At 58.7% G+C, this 17,289-nt stretch carries 15 protein-coding genes; 12 read left to right on the top strand and 3 right to left on the bottom strand.

All coding sequences use genetic code 11. The features are described 5' to 3' along the window. The first annotated feature begins 4 nt into the window (after window positions 1-4). From IB241_RS13240 to IB241_RS13275, 8 genes are all read left to right on the top strand, one after another. The gene (locus IB241_RS13240; RefSeq protein ID WP_003172807.1) at window positions 5-709 is read left to right on the top strand and encodes a succinate dehydrogenase iron-sulfur subunit; all 705 of its coding nucleotides are present in this window, start codon (window positions 5-7) and stop codon (window positions 707-709) included. Between the two features lie 261 nt (window positions 710-970). Then, window positions 971-3,802 (top strand): 2-oxoglutarate dehydrogenase E1 component, encoded by a 2,832-nt coding sequence (locus IB241_RS13245; RefSeq protein WP_192298823.1) that lies wholly within the window; start codon window positions 971-973, stop codon window positions 3,800-3,802. 44 nt (window positions 3,803-3,846) lie between these two features. Beyond that, window positions 3,847-5,067: a 2-oxoglutarate dehydrogenase complex dihydrolipoyllysine-residue succinyltransferase gene (odhB, locus tag IB241_RS13250; protein WP_192298824.1), complete on the top strand. Its 1,221-nt coding sequence runs from the start codon at window positions 3,847-3,849 to the stop codon at window positions 5,065-5,067. Between the two features lie 106 nt (window positions 5,068-5,173). Then, window positions 5,174-6,610: a dihydrolipoyl dehydrogenase gene (gene lpdA / locus IB241_RS13255; protein ID WP_192298825.1), complete on the top strand. Its 1,437-nt coding sequence runs from the start codon at window positions 5,174-5,176 to the stop codon at window positions 6,608-6,610. Window positions 6,611-6,814: 204 nt separating this feature from the next. Continuing rightward, window positions 6,815-7,981: an ADP-forming succinate--CoA ligase subunit beta gene (gene sucC, locus IB241_RS13260; protein WP_003233235.1), complete on the top strand. Its 1,167-nt coding sequence runs from the start codon at window positions 6,815-6,817 to the stop codon at window positions 7,979-7,981. Next, on the top strand, window positions 7,981-8,862 hold the full coding sequence (gene sucD, locus IB241_RS13265) for a succinate--CoA ligase subunit alpha (protein WP_071496227.1): 882 nt from the start codon (window positions 7,981-7,983) through the stop codon (window positions 8,860-8,862). The genes sucC and sucD overlap by 1 nt, the downstream gene beginning before the upstream one ends. Window positions 8,863-9,279: 417 nt before the next feature. After that, window positions 9,280-10,593, top strand: coding sequence for a branched-chain amino acid transport system II carrier protein (gene brnQ / locus IB241_RS13270; protein ID WP_192298826.1), 1,314 nt, complete (start codon window positions 9,280-9,282; stop codon window positions 10,591-10,593). A gap of 247 nt (window positions 10,594-10,840) precedes the next feature. Next, entirely contained in the window at window positions 10,841-11,578 is a 738-nt protein-coding gene (locus IB241_RS13275; protein WP_192298827.1) for a DUF599 domain-containing protein, read from the top strand. Window positions 11,579-11,667: 89 nt separating this feature from the next. Here the strand turns inward: IB241_RS13275 and IB241_RS13280 are convergent, their stop codons facing one another. Continuing rightward, complete coding sequence (locus tag IB241_RS13280) at window positions 11,668-11,919, bottom strand: hypothetical protein (RefSeq protein WP_192298828.1); 252 nt, start codon at window positions 11,917-11,919, stop codon at window positions 11,668-11,670. Window positions 11,920-12,077: 158 nt separating this feature from the next. Here IB241_RS13280 and IB241_RS13285 point away from each other — a divergent pair, with 158 nt between their 5' ends. The 4 genes from IB241_RS13285 to IB241_RS13300 all read left to right on the top strand — a co-directional run bounded on the left by IB241_RS13285 (window position 12,078) and on the right by IB241_RS13300 (window position 15,786). After that, on the top strand, window positions 12,078-12,554 hold the full coding sequence (locus tag IB241_RS13285; protein WP_192298829.1) for a PaaI family thioesterase: 477 nt from the start codon (window positions 12,078-12,080) through the stop codon (window positions 12,552-12,554). Then, window positions 12,551-13,003, top strand: a complete 453-nt coding sequence (locus IB241_RS13290; RefSeq protein ID WP_192298830.1) for a PaaI family thioesterase — start codon at window positions 12,551-12,553, stop codon at window positions 13,001-13,003. The genes IB241_RS13285 and IB241_RS13290 overlap by 4 nt, the downstream gene beginning before the upstream one ends. Window positions 13,004-13,092: 89 nt before the next feature. Then, window positions 13,093-14,997, top strand: coding sequence for a molecular chaperone HtpG (gene htpG / locus IB241_RS13295; protein ID WP_192298831.1), 1,905 nt, complete (start codon window positions 13,093-13,095; stop codon window positions 14,995-14,997). 66 nt (window positions 14,998-15,063) lie between these two features. Then, the gene (locus IB241_RS13300; RefSeq protein WP_192298832.1) at window positions 15,064-15,786 is read left to right on the top strand and encodes a dienelactone hydrolase family protein; all 723 of its coding nucleotides are present in this window, start codon (window positions 15,064-15,066) and stop codon (window positions 15,784-15,786) included. 96 nt (window positions 15,787-15,882) lie between these two features. On the opposite strand, the gene IB241_RS13305 is transcribed toward IB241_RS13300, so the two are convergent. Together IB241_RS13305 and IB241_RS13310 are read right to left on the bottom strand one after the other, a co-directional pair. Continuing rightward, the gene (locus IB241_RS13305; RefSeq protein ID WP_192298833.1) at window positions 15,883-16,749 is read right to left on the bottom strand and encodes a pirin family protein; all 867 of its coding nucleotides are present in this window, start codon (window positions 16,747-16,749) and stop codon (window positions 15,883-15,885) included. Between the two features lie 64 nt (window positions 16,750-16,813). Next, entirely contained in the window at window positions 16,814-17,230 is a 417-nt protein-coding gene (locus tag IB241_RS13310; protein WP_192298834.1) for an OsmC family protein, read from the bottom strand. Window positions 17,231-17,289 lie beyond the last annotated feature (59 nt).

The raw sequence follows: 17,289 nt of genomic DNA on the forward strand, positions 1-17,289 counted from the left end.
TGCCATGTTGAAAGTCAGTGTTTATCGCTACAACCCTGATCAGGACGCTGCGCCGTTCATGCAGGAATTCCAGGTCGATACCGGTGGTAAAGACCTGATGGTGCTGGATGTGTTGGCACTGATCAAAGAGCAGGACGAAGGTTTCTCTTATCGTCGCTCTTGCCGTGAAGGTGTGTGCGGTTCCGACGGCATGAACATCAACGGCAAAAACGGCCTGGCGTGCATCACGCCGCTGTCCGCCGTGGTTAAAGGTAACAAGCTGATCGTTCGTCCGCTGCCAGGTTTGCCGGTTATCCGTGACTTGGTTGTCGATATGAGCATCTTCTACAAGCAATACGAGAAAGTTAAGCCGTTCCTGCAAAACGACACGCCGGCTCCGGCCATCGAACGTCTGCAGTCCCCGGAAGAGCGTGAGAAACTTGACGGTCTGTACGAGTGCATCCTGTGCGCTTGCTGCTCGACTTCTTGCCCATCCTTCTGGTGGAACCCGGATAAATTCCTGGGTCCAGCTGCCCTGCTGCAAGCGTACCGCTTCCTGGCAGACAGCCGTGACACCAAGACCTCCGAGCGTCTGGCTTCACTGGATGACCCGTTCAGCGTATTCCGCTGCCGCGGGATCATGAACTGCGTCAACGTATGTCCCAAAGGCCTGAACCCGACTAAGGCCATTGGTCACATCCGTAACATGCTGCTGCAAAGCGGCGTGTAACTGACGTTGTAGCAAAGCAGGACCGTTGTGCCCGTAAATGCTGCGGCGCAGGCTTCAACCGGCGCCGTAGTTTTAACTTGAGCAGCGACTTACAAAGCCGCAGCTCTTATTTTGAAGAAATGAGACAAGCAGGGGCATTCGGGTTGGTACCCGAACTATCAGCGTGATCCTAAGTGGCTTGTTTTGGTCGCTGCACTTGGCCTTTTGCAAGCAAACTCGGTGTTTTCGCCGGTGGTGTCCCCAAATCGAGGGTGACCAAGCATGCAAGAAAGCGTGATGCAGCGCATGTGGAACAGCGGCTATCTTTCAGGTGGTAACGCTGCCTATGTGGAAGAGCTTTATGAGCTCTACCTGCACGACCCTAACGCTGTGCCAGAAGAATGGCGCACCAAATTTCAGACGTTGTCTTCAGACGGCAACGCTGCCACCGATGTATCGCATGCAACAATTCGCGATCAATTTGTGCTGCTGGCAAAGAACCAGCGCCGCGCCCAACCGGTTTCCGCCGGCAGCGTGAGCAGTGAGCATGAGAAGAAGCAAGTTGAAGTACTGCGACTGATCCAGGCTTACCGGATGCGTGGCCACCAGGCGGCCCAGCTTGACCCGCTGGGGCTCTGGCAGCGTCCTGCACCTGCTGACCTGTCGATCAATCATTACGGCTTGACCAATGCCGATCTTGATACGACCTTCCGTGCCGGAGACCTGTTCATCGGCAAAGAGGAAGCGAGCCTACGCGAAATTCACGAAGCGTTGCAGCAGACATATTGCCGCACCATTGGCGCTGAGTTCACGCACATCACCGATTCCGAGCAACGCCACTGGTTCCAGCATCGTCTGGAAGGCGTGCGTGGTCGTCCGGTATTGTCCGCTGACGTACGCAGCCACCTGCTTGAGCGCGTGACCGCTGCCGAAGGCCTGGAAAAATACCTGGGCACCAAATACCCAGGTACCAAGCGTTTTGGTCTGGAAGGCGGCGAAAGCCTGATCCCGATGCTCGACGAGCTGATCCAGCGTTCCGGTTCCTACGGCACCAAGGAAATCGTGATCGGCATGGCTCACCGTGGTCGTCTGAACGTGTTGGTCAACACCTTCGGCAAGAACCCGCGTGAACTGTTCGACGAGTTCGAAGGCAAGAAGAAGGTCGAGCTGGGTTCCGGTGACGTTAAATACCACCAGGGCTTCTCGTCCAACGTGATGACCACCGGCGGTGAAGTTCACCTGGCCATGGCCTTCAACCCATCCCACCTGGAAATCGTTTCTCCAGTGGTCGAGGGTTCGGTCCGTGCGCGCCAGGATCGTCGCAACGACGCGACCGGTGAAAAAGTCCTGCCGATTTCCATCCACGGTGACGCGGCATTCGCCGGTCAAGGCGTGGTCCTGGAAACGTTCCAGATGTCGCAGACTCGCGGCTTCAAGACCGGCGGTACGGTTCACATCGTCATCAACAACCAAGTCGGCTTCACCATCAGCAACCCGCTGGACGCACGCTCTACCGAGTACGCCACCGACGTTGCCAAGATGATCCAGGCACCGATCCTCCATGTGAATGGCGATGATCCGGAAGCCGTGCTGTTCGTGACCCAACTGGCTGTCGACTACCGCATGCAGTTCAAGCGTGACGTGGTGATCGACCTGGTTTGCTACCGCCGTCGCGGTCACAACGAAGCCGACGAACCAAGCGGCACCCAGCCGTTGATGTACCAGCAGATCACCAAGCAGCGCACCACCCGTGAGCTGTACGCCGAAAGCCTGATCAAGGCCGGTGTGGTCGACGATGCACGTGTTCAGGCGAAGATCGATGAATACCGCAACGCGCTGGACAACGGTCTGCACGTAGTGAAGAGCCTGGTCAAAGAGCCGAACAAAGAGCTGTTCGTCGACTGGCGTCCGTACCTGGGTCACACCTGGACCGCGCGTCACGACACCTCGTTCGATCTGAAAACCCTGCAGGAACTGTCTGCCAAGCTGCTGGAAATCCCGGAAGGCTTCGTCGTACAGCGCCAGGTTGCGAAGATCTACGAAGACCGTCAGAAGATGCAAGCCGGCGGCCTGCCGATCAACTGGGGTTATGCCGAAACCATGGCATACGCGACCCTGGCGTTCGAAGGTCACCCGATCCGCATGACCGGCCAGGACATCGGCCGTGGTACGTTCTCGCACCGTCACGCGGTATTGCACAACCAGAAAGACGCGGGCACCTACGTGCCGCTCAAGCACCTGTACGAAGGCCAGCCACGTTTCGACCTGTACGATTCGTTCCTGTCCGAAGAGGCCGTGCTGGCGTTCGAATACGGCTACTCCACCACCACGCCTAACGCGCTGGTGATCTGGGAAGCCCAGTTCGGCGACTTCGCCAACGGTGCCCAGGTGGTTATCGACCAGTTCATCACCAGCGGCGAGCACAAGTGGGGCCGCCTGTGCGGTCTGACCATGCTGCTGCCACACGGTTATGAAGGTCAGGGTCCGGAGCACTCCTCGGCCCGTCTGGAGCGTTACCTGCAGCTGTGCGCCGAGCACAACATCCAGGTGTGCGTACCGACTACGCCGGCCCAGATCTACCACTTGCTGCGTCGCCAGGTGATCCGCCCGCTGCGCAAGCCGCTGGTAGTGCTGACTCCGAAATCGCTGTTGCGTCACAAATTGGCCATCTCGACCCTGGAAGATCTGGCCGAAGGCTCGTTCCAGACCGTGATTCCAGAAATCGATGCATTGGACGCGGCCAAGGTGACTCGCCTGGTCCTGTGCAGCGGCAAGGTCTACTACGACCTGCTGGAAAAACGTCGTGCCGAAGGCCGCGAAGACATCGCCATCGTGCGTATCGAGCAGCTTTACCCGTTCCCGGAAGACGACCTGATGGAGGCCATCGCGCCTTACACCAACCTCACCAATGTGGTGTGGTGCCAGGAAGAACCGATGAACCAGGGCGCGTGGTACAGCAGCCAGCATCACCTGCGTCGCAGCATCGGCAACCATAACAAGGCCCTGGGCCTTGAATACGCCGGTCGTGATGCTTCTGCTGCACCTGCGTGTGGTTATGCGTCGATGCACGCCGAGCAGCAGGAAAAACTGCTGCAAGATGCTTTCACTGTTTAACGCCTTCGCGCTGACTGAAACCGAATTTTAAGGACACACAGATAATGGCTATCGAAATCAAAGCCCCGTCATTCCCGGAATCGGTTGCCGATGGCACCGTTGCCACCTGGCACAAGAAACCAGGCGACGCTGTAAAGCGTGACGACCTGATCGTCGACATCGAGACCGACAAAGTTGTTCTGGAAGTGTTGGCCGAGGCTGACGGCGTATTGGGCGCAATCGTGGCTGAAGAAGGCGCTACCGTTCTGTCGAACCAGGTACTGGGTTCGATCGAAGAGGGCAGCGCTGCTGCCGCTGCTCCTGCTGCCGCTGCGCCAGCTGCTTCGGCACCTGCTGCCGCCCCGGCTGCTGGCGCTGAAGACCCGATCGCTGCTCCAGCTGCGCGTCAACTGGCTGAAGAAAACGGCATCAACCTGGCTTCCATCAAAGGCACCGGTAAAGACGGCCGTGTGACCAAGGAAGACGTGGTTGCTGCTGTTGAAGCCAAGAAAAACGCTCCAGCTGCCGCGCCTGCCAAGGCTGCTGCTCCGGCTGCCGCTGCCCCTGTGTTCGCTGCCGGCGACCGCACCGAGAAGCGCGTACCGATGACCCGTGTACGTGCCACCGTGGCCAAGCGCCTGGTTGAAGCCCAGTCGAACATGGCGATGCTGACCACTTTCAACGAAGTCGACATGACCGAAGTCATGGCCCTGCGTTCGAAGTACAAGGATCTGTTCGAGAAGTCCCACAACGGCGTGCGCCTGGGCTTCATGTCGTTCTTCGTGAAAGCGGCCACCGAAGCGCTGAAACGCTTCCCGGCTGTCAACGCTTCCATCGACGGCAACGACATCGTTTACCATGGCTACGCAGACGTCGGCGTAGCCGTATCCAGCGACCGTGGCCTGGTGGTGCCGGTCCTGCGTAACGCCGAACTGATGAGCCTGGCTGAAATCGAAGGCGGCATCGCCACCTTCGGCAAGAAAGCCCGTGACGGCAAGCTGACCATCGACGAGATGACCGGCGGTACGTTCACCATCACCAACGGTGGTACCTTCGGTTCGATGATGTCGACCCCGATCGTCAACCCGCCACAAGCTGCGATCCTGGGCATGCACAACATCATCCAGCGTCCGATGGCCATCAACGGCCAAGTCGTGATCCGCCCGATGATGTACCTGGCACTGTCTTACGATCACCGCCTGATCGATGGTAAAGAAGCCGTGACTTTCCTGGTGACCATCAAGAACCTGCTGGAAGACCCGGCTCGTCTTCTTCTGGATATTTGATTGAAGCAGCTTCAAGTTGCGAGCTACAAGCTGCAAGTAAACGCAGTTTGGCTTGCAGCTTGAAGCTCCGAGCTTGAAGCTTGAAGCTAATAGAGGATCTATTTTCATGACACAGAAATTTGACGTCGTAGTGATTGGTGCAGGTCCTGGCGGCTATGTTGCCGCCATCAAGGCCGCACAACTGGGCCTCTCGACTGCTTGCATCGAAAAATACACCGACAAGGAAGGCAAACTGGCACTGGGCGGTACTTGCCTGAACGTCGGTTGCATTCCTTCCAAGGCGCTGCTGGACAGCTCCTGGAAATTCCACGAAGCCCAAGACGGCTTCGCGATTCACGGCATCAACCATGCTGGCGTGACCATGGACGTACCAGCAATGGTCGGCCGTAAAGCCAACATCGTTAAAGGCCTGACTTCCGGCGTTGCGACCTTGTTCAAGGCCAACGGCGTCACTTCCCTGCAAGGCCACGGCAAGCTGCTGGCCGGCAAGAAAGTTGAAATCACCAAGCCAGACGGCTCGACCGAGATCATCGAAGCCGAAAACGTGATCCTGGCTCCAGGTTCGCGCCCAATCGACATTCCACCGGCTCCAGTCGACAACAACGTGATCGTTGATTCGACAGGCGCCCTGGAATTCCAGGCTGTTCCCAAGCGTCTGGGCGTGATCGGCGCTGGCGTGATCGGCCTGGAACTGGGTTCGGTATGGTCCCGCCTGGGTGCCGAAGTGACTGTGCTGGAAGCCCTGGACACGTTCCTGCTGGCTGCCGACACCGCCGTGTCCAAAGAAGCGCTGAAAACCCTGACCAAACAAGGTCTGGACATCAAGCTGGGCGCTCGCGTGACCGGTTCGAAAGTCAACGGTGAAGAAGTTGTTGTCAACTACACCGACAAGGATGGCGAAAAAACCATCACTTTCGACAAGCTGATCGTAGCCGTGGGTCGCCGTCCAGTGACCACCGACCTGCTGGCAGCCGACAGCGGCGTGACCCTCGACGAGCGTGGCTACGTGCACGTTGACGATCACTGCGCCACCACCGTGCCGGGCGTCTACGCCATCGGTGACGTGGTTCGCGGCATGATGCTGGCGCACAAGGCTTCCGAAGAAGGCATCATGGTTGTCGAGCGCATCAAGGGCCACAAGACCCAGATGAACTACGACCTGATCCCTTCGGTTATCTACACCCACCCGGAAATCGCATGGGTCGGCAAGAACGAACAGCAGTTGAAAGCTGAAGGCGTTGAAGTTAACGTCGGCACCTTCCCGTTTGCCGCTTCTGGCCGTGCCATGGCAGCGAACGACACCGGTGGTTTTGTCAAAGTCATCGCTGATGCCAAGACTGACCGCGTATTGGGCGTCCACGTGATTGGCCCAAGCGCTGCAGAACTGGTTCAGCAAGGCGCAATCGGTATGGAATTCGGCACCAGTGCCGAGGACCTGGGCATGATGGTCTTCTCCCATCCGACCCTGTCCGAAGCATTGCACGAAGCAGCGTTGGCAGTGAATGGCGGCGCCATCCACATCGCCAACCGCAAGAAGCGCTAAGCGAGATAATAAGAAACCACGGCGGAGTTGCCCGTCGTGAGCCTTGTGCGCAAGACTCACCGCGGAATATCCGCTGGACGCAGCCTTGCGCAGCTTTACGGGCCTTGAGCCCCGCAAGTTGCGCAAGCAGCAGTCACAGGTGGCGCGGCACTCATAATGAGCGCAGCGCCGAATGCGCAGTACCTAACGAAGACGGTAAAAAGCATGAATCTTCACGAGTATCAGGGTAAGCAGCTGTTCGCTGAATACGGCCTGCCAGTATCCAAGGGCTACGCAGTAGACACCCCGGAAGCAGCAGCAGAAGCTTGCGACAAAATCGGTGGTACCGAGTGGGTTGTCAAAGCCCAGGTCCACGCTGGTGGTCGCGGTAAAGCGGGCGGCGTTAAGCTGGTTCGCAGCAAAGAAGACGCCAAGGCCTTCGCACAGCAGTGGCTGGGCAAGCGTCTGGTGACTTACCAGACTGATGCCAATGGCCAGCCAGTCACCAAGATCTTGGTTGAATCGTGCACTGATATCGCTAAAGAGCTGTACCTGGGCGCTGTCGTTGACCGTTCGAGCCGTCGCATCGTGTTCATGGCTTCCACCGAAGGTGGCGTGGACATCGAGAAGATCGCTCACGAAACCCCAGAAAAAATTCTGAAAGCCACTATCGATCCACTGGTTGGCGCTCAGCCATTCCAGGGTCGCGAGCTGGCTTTCCAGTTGGGCCTGGAAGGCAAGCAAGTTGCCCAGTTCGCCAAGATCTTCGTGGGTCTGGCCAAACTGTTCCAGGATCACGATCTGGCCCTTCTGGAAGTGAACCCGCTGGTGATCAAGGCCGACGGCGATCTGCATTGCCTCGATGCCAAGATCAACATCGACGCCAACGCCATGTACCGTCAGCCTAAGCTGAAGACTTTCCACGATCCGTCGCAAGACGATCCGCGCGAAGCGCACGCTGCCAAGTTCGAACTGAACTACGTAGCCCTGGAAGGTAACATCGGTTGCATGGTCAACGGTGCTGGCCTGGCCATGGGTACCATGGACATCGTCAACCTGCATGGCGGCAAACCAGCCAACTTCCTCGACGTGGGCGGTGGTGCTACCAAAGAACGCGTAACCGAAGCTTTCAAGATCATCCTGTCCGACTCCAACGTCGCTGCAGTACTGGTCAACATCTTCGGCGGCATCGTTCGTTGCGACATGATTGCCGAAGGCATCATCGGTGCAGTGAAAGAAGTCGGCGTTAAAATCCCGGTTGTTGTTCGCCTTGAAGGCAACAACGCTGAACTGGGCGCTAAAGTACTGGCAGAAAGCGGTTTGAACATCATCGCGGCTACCAGCCTGACCGACGCTGCTCAACAAGTTGTCAAAGCTGCGGAGGGCAAATAATGAGCGTCCTGATCAATAAAGACACCAAAGTTATCTGCCAGGGTATTACCGGTTCCCAAGGTAGTTTCCACACCCAGCAAGCCATCGAATACGGCACCAAGATGGTTGGTGGTGTAACTCCTGGTAAAGGCGGCACCGAACACCTGGGTCTGCCAGTGTTCAACACCGTGAAAGATGCTGTAGCTGCCACTGGCGCCACTGCCAGCGTGATCTACGTTCCAGCTCCTTTCTGCAAGGACTCGATCCTGGAAGCAGCATTCGGCGGCATCAAGCTGATCGTGTGCATCACCGAAGGCATTCCTACCCTGGACATGCTGGACGCTAAAGTTAAGTGCGACGAGCTGGGTGTTACCCTGATCGGCCCTAACTGCCCAGGCGTGATCACTCCAGGCGAATGCAAGATCGGCATCATGCCAGGTCACATTCACTTGCCAGGTAAAGTCGGTATCGTTTCCCGTTCCGGCACCCTGACCTACGAAGCGGTCAAGCAGACCACTGACGCCGGTTTCGGTCAGTCGACTTGCGTCGGCATCGGCGGTGACCCGATCCCAGGCTCGAACTTCATCGACATCCTGAAACTGTTCCAGGAAGACCCGAAGACCGAAGCGATCGTGATGATCGGTGAGATCGGCGGTTCGGCTGAAGAAGAAGCGGCTGCCTACATCAAGGCACACGTGACCAAGCCGGTTGTTTCCTACATCGCTGGTGTGACTGCCCCTGCTGGCAAGCGCATGGGCCATGCTGGCGCAATCATCTCTGGCGGCAAAGGCACTGCAGACGAGAAATTCGCTGCGCTGCAAGACGCAGGCGTTAAAACCGTGCGTTCGCTGGCAGACATCGGCAAGGCCCTGGCCGAGCTGACCGGTTGGGCTGTCAAGTAAGCCTCGCGCTTAACTGACGCTTCACCAACACAAAGGCCACCTTCGGGTGGCCTTTGTGCATTCTGGATCTGGTGAAGATCAAAAATGTGGGAGCGGGCTTGCTCGCAAATGCGGAGTGTCAGATTCAGATAAGTTGACTGATACACCGCATTCGCGAGCAAGCCCACACACACATTGGGTTGGTCTGCCAGGTTAAGTATGAAAACGCGACATTTGGATGTCGCTTATCGGACAGTGCGCCCCGCAACAGTGCGCTTGTCAGCCAAATTCTGTACCCTAGCCGCCTCTTTATGCGTGTGCCTCCCAAAAGGAAGCCCCGCGCTAGACCGGTCGACCCCCATCAGGGTCGACAGTAGTTCCCTCATCCACAGGGAATCCCTCTCTAAATTCCGATTCAGTAGTGTGGTATTTCCCGAAATGAAAGTGTTGAAAAGCCAGGATGTCCTGGCGCTGGGCTTTATGACCTTTGCCCTGTTCGTGGGCGCCGGCAACATCATCTTCCCGCCTATCGTAGGTTTGCAGTCCGGGCCTCATGTCTGGATGGCAGCGCTGGGCTTCCTGATCACCGCAGTGGGTTTGCCGGTGGTTACCGTGATCGCCCTGGCCAAGGTCGGCGGCGGTATGGACGCGTTGAGCAGCCCGATCGGCAAGATCGCCGGTGGCCTGCTCGCGGCGGCGGCGTATCTGGCGGTAGGGCCGCTGTTCGCCACCCCGCGTACCGCGACCGTGTCCTTTGAGGTGGGCCTGGCGCCGCTGACTGGTGAAAGCCCGCTGGCACTGTTGCTCTACAGCTCGGTGTACTTCCTGGTGGTGTTCTTCGTTTCCCTGTATCCGGGGCGTTTGCTGGACACCGTTGGGCGTTTCCTGGCACCGCTGAAGATCATCGCGCTGGCCGTGCTCGGCATTGCCGCGTTTGCCTTGCCGGCCGGTGACGTGGGCGTCGCTACCCCCGAATATGTCGCTGCACCGTTTTCCCAAGGCTTTATCCAGGGCTACCTGACCATGGATACCCTGGGCGCCCTGGTGTTTGGCATCGTGATTGTCAATGCCATCCGCTCCCGTGGCGTCGAGTCGCCGAAGCTCATCACCCGTTACGCCATCATTGCGGGCTTGATTGCCGGCGTGGGCCTGGCCCTGGTGTACTTCAGCCTGTTCCGCCTGGGCTCGGGCAGCCATGCCGTTGCCGCCGGTGCCAGTAACGGCGCAGCGGTGCTCCACGCTTACGTGCAACACACCTTTGGTTCCCTGGGCAGCGGCTTCCTGGCGGTGCTGATCTCCCTGGCTTGCCTGGTGACAGCTGTAGGCCTGACCTGTGCCTGCGCCGAGTACTTCAGCCGTATCCTGCCGCTGTCCTACAAGACGCTGGTGGTGATTCTGGCGCTGTTCTCGCTGTTCGTGTCCAACCTGGGCCTGACCAAGCTGATCGCGTTCTCGATCCCGGTACTGACGGCAATCTACCCGCCGTGCATCGTGCTGGTGGCGTTGAGCTTCTGCAAAGATTTCTGGCAGGAGCAGGGCCGTATCGTGGGGCCGGTGATGCTGGTGTCGTTCATCTTTGGCTGCATCGATGCGCTCAAAGGCGCTGGTCTGGCCGACTGGATGCCGTCGCAATTGGCGCACCTGCCGCTGAGCGAGCAGGGCCTGGCGTGGCTGGTGCCGTCGGCATTGACCCTGATAGTGGCGTTTGGGGTTGATCTTCTGCTCGGCAAGCGCAGCGAAGCGATCGCTTGATCGCCTAAATGCTCTACCGAAATGCCCCGTATCAATCGATACGGGGCATTTTTTTTGAGTGTCAGGCAGTGTCTTTTCGCCTGGGCTAACGTCGAACAGGTTAAGAAAAATTCAAGTTGAAACGCGGTCAGTGTGGGAGCTGGCTTGCCTGCGATAGCGGACTGTCAGTTGGCACAACAGTGACTGAGTAGGCGCCATCGCAGGCAAACCAGCTCCCACACTGATCGCGCTCGTCATAGGGGCCCGCATGTCGTTCATCGAAACCAATCAGATCCACCTGCTTGCCGCCTTCTGGTTCGCCCTGTGCTGGGGTGGCTACACCCGCTATGCCACCTGGAAGGCCCGGGACACGGCCTGCCTGGCCAGTGTGTTGCATCTGTATCGCGAAGACTGGATGCGCCGCATGCTGATGCGCGACAACCGCATCGCCGACGCCAGCGTGATCGGCAACCTGGAGCGTAACGCCTCGTTCTTCGCTTCCAGCACCTTGATCATCCTCGCCGGTATTCTCACGGTGCTGGGCGCCTCGGAGCGGGCGGTGTCGCTGTTGGCGGACATTCCGATGGTGCAGCAGGCGTCCCAGGGTATGTCGGAAATCAAGTTGCTGTGCCTGGCACTGGTGTTCGTCTACGCCTTCTTCACCTTTAGCTGGTGCATGCGCCAGTACAACTTTGCGGCAGTGCTGGTGGGGTCTGCGCCGATGATCGGTGAGCGGCACGTGTCCGAGCAGGAACGTCAGGCGTTCGCCCTGCGAGCGGCCCGCGTGATTTCCATGGCAGCCAACCAATTCAACTTTGGCCTGCGCTCTTACTACTTCGGCATGACCATGCTGGCGTGGTTTGTCAGCCCCTGGTTGTTCATGCTGATGAGCAGCGGGGTGGTGCTGGTGCTGTATCGCCGGGAGTTTCATTCCGACGTACTGCAAGTGATGGTGTTTACCCCGACCGATACGGCACAGCCGGAGGCGGTTAAAGAGCTGGCTTGATTAACGTTTCAGCTCAAACAGCAGCCGCAAAAAAGCCCGCAATCTAAGCGGGCTTTCTTTTTGCAGTCAGGCTATTTCAAACCGCGGTCTCAAGAACCGGTGGCTGGAGTAGCAGGTGCTGCTTCTTTTGCGGCGGCGGCGTTCGATTCAGCCTGAGCTTTGGCAGCTTCGGCGTTTTCTTTCGCAGCGTCGTTCACTTTATCCTGAGCCTTCGACATGTCTTTCTGAGCTTGCTCGGAATGTGCAGCAGCGTCTTGGGCTTTGTCTTCGGATTTTTTGTCGCAGGCAGCCAGACCGAGGGCAGCGGCCAGCATCATGGAAATAGCTAAAGTCTTGCGCATGGGTTGTTTCTCCTTATTGAAGATATCTACTGGCCTTTCGAGCATGGGGCTCCAGCATTAGTTCCTTTTGTTTCACAGATATATAAACCACTGACTTAAAGGAACTTTTTCCGGCGCCACCGATAGCCTCGATCAACACTAATAAGAGTCTCGAACGAATGACCGAAAACCCTTTGTTAGAGCGCGCGGCGCGCTTTGTATCGGCCTTGCGCCATTGCCAGGTGCTGGGCATTACCGCCCATGGGGCCAGCGGGGAGGGTATTACGCTGCTCATGCCGTATGCCCCGCACCTGGTCGGCGACCCGCACACCGGCGTGATCCACGGCGGCGCCTTGACCTCCTTGATGGACACCGCTTGCGGCATGGCGACCCTGTGCGTCCTGCCGGAGTTCGAGGTGTGTCCAACCCTCGACCTGCGCATCGACTACATGCATCCCGCCGAACCCCACAAGCCGGTGTACGGCTTCGCCCAATGCTACCGGGTCACCACCGACGTGATCTTTACCCGCGGCTTCGCCTATCAGGATGACCCGCAGCAACCCATCGCCCATGTGGTGGGCACGTTCATGCGTATGGGCAAGCGGCTTAAAGGCACACAAGGATTGGGCAGCACCATCCGGGGAGCACAGGCATGACCCATCGATTCAAGACCCGCCTGGAACAGGCCCACGCACGCGGCAACTATGCAGCGCTGCTGGAGCAGATCCCCTACGCCAGACTGATCGGCATCGAATGCACCCGTTTGGGCGATGAGTTGCTGTTTCGCTTGCCGGCCAGTAAGGACAATATTGGTAACCCCATATTGCCGGCGCTCCACGGAGGCGTAATTGCAGGCTTCATGGAGTTGTCGGCGGCGCTGCACCTGCTGGTGTTCACCGGCGCGCCGGGGTTGCCGAAAATCATCGATTTCTCCCTGGATTACCTGCGCGCGGGCCAGTTTCGCGACACTTACGCCAAATGCCAGGTGTGGCGTCAGGGCCGACGGGTGGCGAATGTCGCGATCACTGCGTGGCAGAGCACCGCGGCGGAACCGATTGCCACTGCCCGTGCGCATTTCAAAATCGAGGAAGCGAGCCGCCCTTGAAATCCCTGTCTTAGCCCCCAACTTTGATGACAACCCGCCGCCAACCCTCAAGGGCGCGGCCACTGCCATCCAATTGGAGTTTGATGACCATGAGTGTGGAAACTCAAAAGGAAACCCTGGGCTTCCAGACCGAGGTGAAGCAGCTGCTGCACCTCATGATCCATTCGCTGTATTCCAACAAGGAAATTTTCCTTCGCGAATTGATCTCGAACGCCTCTGACGCCGTCGACAAATTACGTTTCGAAGCCCTGTCCAAGCCTGAGTTGCTGGAAGGTGGCGCCGAACTGAAAATCCGCGTGAGCTTCGACAAGGACGCCAACACCGTCACCCTCGAAGACAACGGTATCGGCATGAGCCGTGAAGACGCGATTACCCATCTGGGTACCATCGCCAAATCCGGCACTGCTGATTTCATGAAGAACCTGTCGGGTGACCAGAAGAAGGATTCGCACCTGATCGGCCAGTTCGGCGTGGGCTTCTACTCGGCCTTTATCGTTGCCGACAAAGTTGAAGTATTCAGCCGTCGTGCCGGCCTCGCTGCCAGCGAAGGCGTGCACTGGTCGTCCAAGGGTGAGGGCGAATTTGAGATCGCCACTATCGAAAAGGCCGACCGCGGTACCCGCATCGTGCTGCACTTGAAGTCTGGTGAAGATGAGTTCGCCGACGGTTACCGTCTGCGCAACATCATCAAGAAGTACTCCGACCACATCCCTCTGCCGATCGAGCTGCCGAAAGAAAAGGCTGCCGTCGAAGGCGAGGAACAGCCTGAGCAGGAATGGGAAACCGTTAACCGCGCCAGCGCCCTGTGGACCCGTCCGCGTACCGAGATCAAGGACGAGGAATATCAGGAGTTCTACAAACACATCGCTCACGACTACGAAAACCCGCTGAGCTGGAGCCACAACAAGGTCGAAGGCAAGCTGGAATACAGCTCGCTGCTCTACGTGCCGACCCGTGCGCCGTTCGACCTGTACCAGCGTGAAGCGCCAAAAGGCCTCAAGCTCTACGTGCAGCGCGTGTTCGTGATGGACCAGGCGGAATCCTTCCTGCCGCTGTACCTGCGCTTTATCAAAGGCGTGGTCGACTCCAATGACCTGTCGCTGAACGTGTCGCGGGAAATCCTGCAGAAAGACCCGATCATTGACTCCATGAAGTCGGCGCTGACCAAGCGCGTGCTCGACATGCTGGAAAAACTGGCGAAGAACGAGCCTGAGCAATACAAAAGCTTCTGGAAAAACTTCGGCCAGGTCATGAAAGAAGGCCCGGCTGAAGATTTCGCCAACAAAGAAAAAATCGCCGGCCTGTTGCGTTTTGCTTCCACTCAGGGCGACGACGGCGAGCAGGTGGTGTCCCTGGCCGAGTACCTGGCACGCGCCAAGGAAGGTCAGGACAAGATCTACTACCTGACCGGCGAGAAGTACGAAGCAGTCAAGGACAGCCCGCACTTGGAAGTCTTCCGCAAGAAAGGCATCGAAGTGCTGCTGCTGACCGATCGTATCGATGAGTGGCTGATGAGCTACCTCAGCGAGTTCGACGGCAAGTCTTTCGTCGACGTGGCTCGTGGTGACCTGAATCTGGGGAACCTGGACTCCGAAGAAGAGAAGAAAGAAGCCGAAGAAGTCGCCAAGGCCAAAGAAGGCCTGGTTGAGCGTATCAAGGCGTCCCTGGGCGATGCGGTCAGTGAAGTGCGGGTTTCCCACCGGCTGACCGACTCCCCGGCGATCCTGGCCATCGGCGAGCAGGATCTGGGCCTGCAGATGCGTCAGATCCTTGAAGCCAGCGGTCAGAAGGTTCCGGATTCCAAGCCGATCTTCGAATTCAACCCGGCTCACCCGCTGATCGAGAAACTCGACGGCGAGCAGAACGAAGAGCGGTTTGGCGACCTGTCGCACATCCTCTTCGACCAGGCGGCCCTGGCCGCTGGCGACAGCTTGAAAGATCCGGCCGCCTATGTGCGCCGCCTGAACAAGCTGTTGGTTGAACTGTCGGTCTGACACCGTTGTAGAAAAGCCCGCTTCGGCGGGCTTTTTCGTTCTAGTGCACCTCAACTGGAGTAAATGATGAGCCAAGTCACTGTGCGTTCCGTGGTCTATCAGATTGATGGCCAGTCCTACGAAAGCCGCCTGGCGTTCGATGCCAGCCACAAGGGTTCGCTGCCGGGCCTGTTGATGGCGCCGAACTGGATGGGGGTAAGTGCGGGTGCCGAGGAGATCGCCAAGAGCGTGGCCAGCAAAGGCTACGTGGTGCTGATCGCCGACCTGTATGGGCAAACCGTGCGCCCCTCGAATGGCGATGAAGCCGGTGCGGCGATGATGCCGCTCAAGCAAGACAACCCGGCGCTGATCAAACGCTTGCAGGCGGCCTTTGCGCAACTGCAGGGCCAGGCCGAGGTGGATACCTCGAAGCTGGCGACCTTTGGTTTCTGCTTTGGCGGTTTCTGTGCGCTGGAACTGGCGCGTACCGGAGCGCCGTTGAAGGCTGCCGTGTCGTTCCACGGCACTCTCGACACCCAGAACCCGGCAGGCGCCAAGCACATCCAGGGTTCAGTGCTGGTGCTGCACGGTGCGTCCGATCCATTGGTGCCGAGAGAGCAACTGCCCGCGTTCGAAGAGGAAATGAACGCAGCCGGTGTAGATTGGCAATTGCTGAGCTACGGCGGTGCGGTGCATTCCTTCACCGATCCGCATGCGAACGTGCCGGGCAAGATGATGTATGACGCGAAGACCGCCAAGCGGGCGTTCAAGTCGATGCATGATTTGTTGGATGAAGTGTTCCGGGGCTGATTGTTCAGCGCCTGTGCTGGCCTCATCGCAGGCAAGCCCGCTCCCACATTTGAATGTATTCACACATCAAAATGTGGGAGTGGGGGCCCGCGATGGCTATCTCACCGGCAACTCTATCCTGTCTGTTTCACCGGGCACCGTCGGCCAATCCCCCGCCGCCCAACGCTGCCGCGCCTGCTCGATAACCGCCGGATCGCTCGCGACAAAATTCCAATTGATCCGCCGCGGCCCATCCAGTGGCGCGCCGCCACATATCACCAGGTGGCAATCCGTCTCGGCAAACAACGCCATCTCCTGGCCTGCCGGCAACACCGCCAGGCTGTGCACCTCCAGCGTCTCACCGTCCAATTGCGCTTCGCCTGCCAGCAGGTACACCGCGCGTTCCTCATGCTCATCCGGAATCAGCAGGGTCGTGGCCGTCTGCATCCGCACTTCGGCATACAGCGTCGGCGACAGCACCGGCACCGGTGATTTCAGGCAGAAGCCATTGCCGGCGATCAGCCGGATCTGCACCCCCAGGTTGTCACTCACCGGCAGGCTCGCCGCCGGGTGGTGGCTGTAATGCCCCGGCCCGGTTTCGTGGTCCCTCGGCGAGGCCAGCCACACTTGCAGCCCGTGTAGGCTGAAACCGCTGGCCTGGAGCGCTGCGGGGGTACGTTCGACGTGGGCAATCGCGCTGCCGGCGGTCATCCAGCTGACATCGCCGGCCTGCACCACCTGGTCCGAACCGAGGCTGTCCTTGTGCTGCAAGGCGCCTTCGAACAGGTAGGTGAGGGTCGACAGGCCGATGTGCGGGTGCTGGCGGATATTCATGCCGCTGCCCGGTGCGTATTGGGTGCGCAGCATATGGTCGAAAAACACGAAGGGCCCGACACTGCGGCATTCACGCGATGGCAGCGGGCGCAGGATCGGCTGGCCTTCGACATCTTCGGGGCGAGGGCGGATCACGGTGAGGGTGGTCATGGTGCATCCCAGTCTGAGCGGGTTGGATGCCGTTGAGCATAACCCGCTCGGGAGGATGTTGCTGTTACTGGCTGAACGCGCCTTCGGACAATTGCGTGTCGATGCTGATCTCGGCCGTCGTCATCAGCTTGTGCACCGGGCAGCGGTCGGCCACGCGGTGCAGTTCATCGCGCTGGGCGTCGGTGAGCACGCCCTTGAGGGTCAGCTTGACGTTGAGCTTGTATTTGCCTTTCTGCTCTTCAGTTGCGTCGTGGGTGACTTCCACGGTCACGCCGGTGAGCGGGATGTCTTTCTTTTGCGCATAGAGCTTGACCGTCAATGCCTTGCACGAGGCCAGGGCGGCGTCGAAGTAGTCGTGGGGGGAGGGCGCCGAGTCATCGCCGCCCAGGCTCTTGGGCAGGTCGGTGAACAGCTCGTGGTTGTCGATGTTCAGGCTGTGGCGAAAGTTGTCGTGGTTGAGCGTATTGACGGTAACAGGCATGGCGAACCTCACAAGGGGGGCAGGATGAAGGTCATGCAGTTATAGAGCATGGCGGCGTT

This window comes from Pseudomonas sp. PDM05, assembly GCF_014851685.1.
In the GTDB taxonomy this organism is placed as follows: domain Bacteria; phylum Pseudomonadota; class Gammaproteobacteria; order Pseudomonadales; family Pseudomonadaceae; genus Aquipseudomonas.

Coding starts and splice junctions, on each gene's coding strand:
- IB241_RS13240 (WP_003172807.1), top strand. CDS start 5: ATGTTGAAAGTCAGTGTTTATCGCTACAACCCTGATCAGGACGCTGCG.
- IB241_RS13245 (WP_192298823.1), top strand. CDS start 971: ATGCAAGAAAGCGTGATGCAGCGCATGTGGAACAGCGGCTATCTTTCA.
- odhB (WP_192298824.1), top strand. CDS start 3,847: ATGGCTATCGAAATCAAAGCCCCGTCATTCCCGGAATCGGTTGCCGAT.
- lpdA (WP_192298825.1), top strand. CDS start 5,174: ATGACACAGAAATTTGACGTCGTAGTGATTGGTGCAGGTCCTGGCGGC.
- sucC (WP_003233235.1), top strand. CDS start 6,815: ATGAATCTTCACGAGTATCAGGGTAAGCAGCTGTTCGCTGAATACGGC.
- sucD (WP_071496227.1), top strand. CDS start 7,981: ATGAGCGTCCTGATCAATAAAGACACCAAAGTTATCTGCCAGGGTATT.
- brnQ (WP_192298826.1), top strand. CDS start 9,280: ATGAAAGTGTTGAAAAGCCAGGATGTCCTGGCGCTGGGCTTTATGACC.
- IB241_RS13275 (WP_192298827.1), top strand. CDS start 10,841: ATGTCGTTCATCGAAACCAATCAGATCCACCTGCTTGCCGCCTTCTGG.
- IB241_RS13280 (WP_192298828.1), bottom strand. CDS start 11,919: ATGCGCAAGACTTTAGCTATTTCCATGATGCTGGCCGCTGCCCTCGGT.
- IB241_RS13285 (WP_192298829.1), top strand. CDS start 12,078: ATGACCGAAAACCCTTTGTTAGAGCGCGCGGCGCGCTTTGTATCGGCC.
- IB241_RS13290 (WP_192298830.1), top strand. CDS start 12,551: ATGACCCATCGATTCAAGACCCGCCTGGAACAGGCCCACGCACGCGGC.
- htpG (WP_192298831.1), top strand. CDS start 13,093: ATGAGTGTGGAAACTCAAAAGGAAACCCTGGGCTTCCAGACCGAGGTG.
- IB241_RS13300 (WP_192298832.1), top strand. CDS start 15,064: ATGAGCCAAGTCACTGTGCGTTCCGTGGTCTATCAGATTGATGGCCAG.
- IB241_RS13305 (WP_192298833.1), bottom strand. CDS start 16,749: ATGACCACCCTCACCGTGATCCGCCCTCGCCCCGAAGATGTCGAAGGC.
- IB241_RS13310 (WP_192298834.1), bottom strand. CDS start 17,230: ATGCCTGTTACCGTCAATACGCTCAACCACGACAACTTTCGCCACAGC.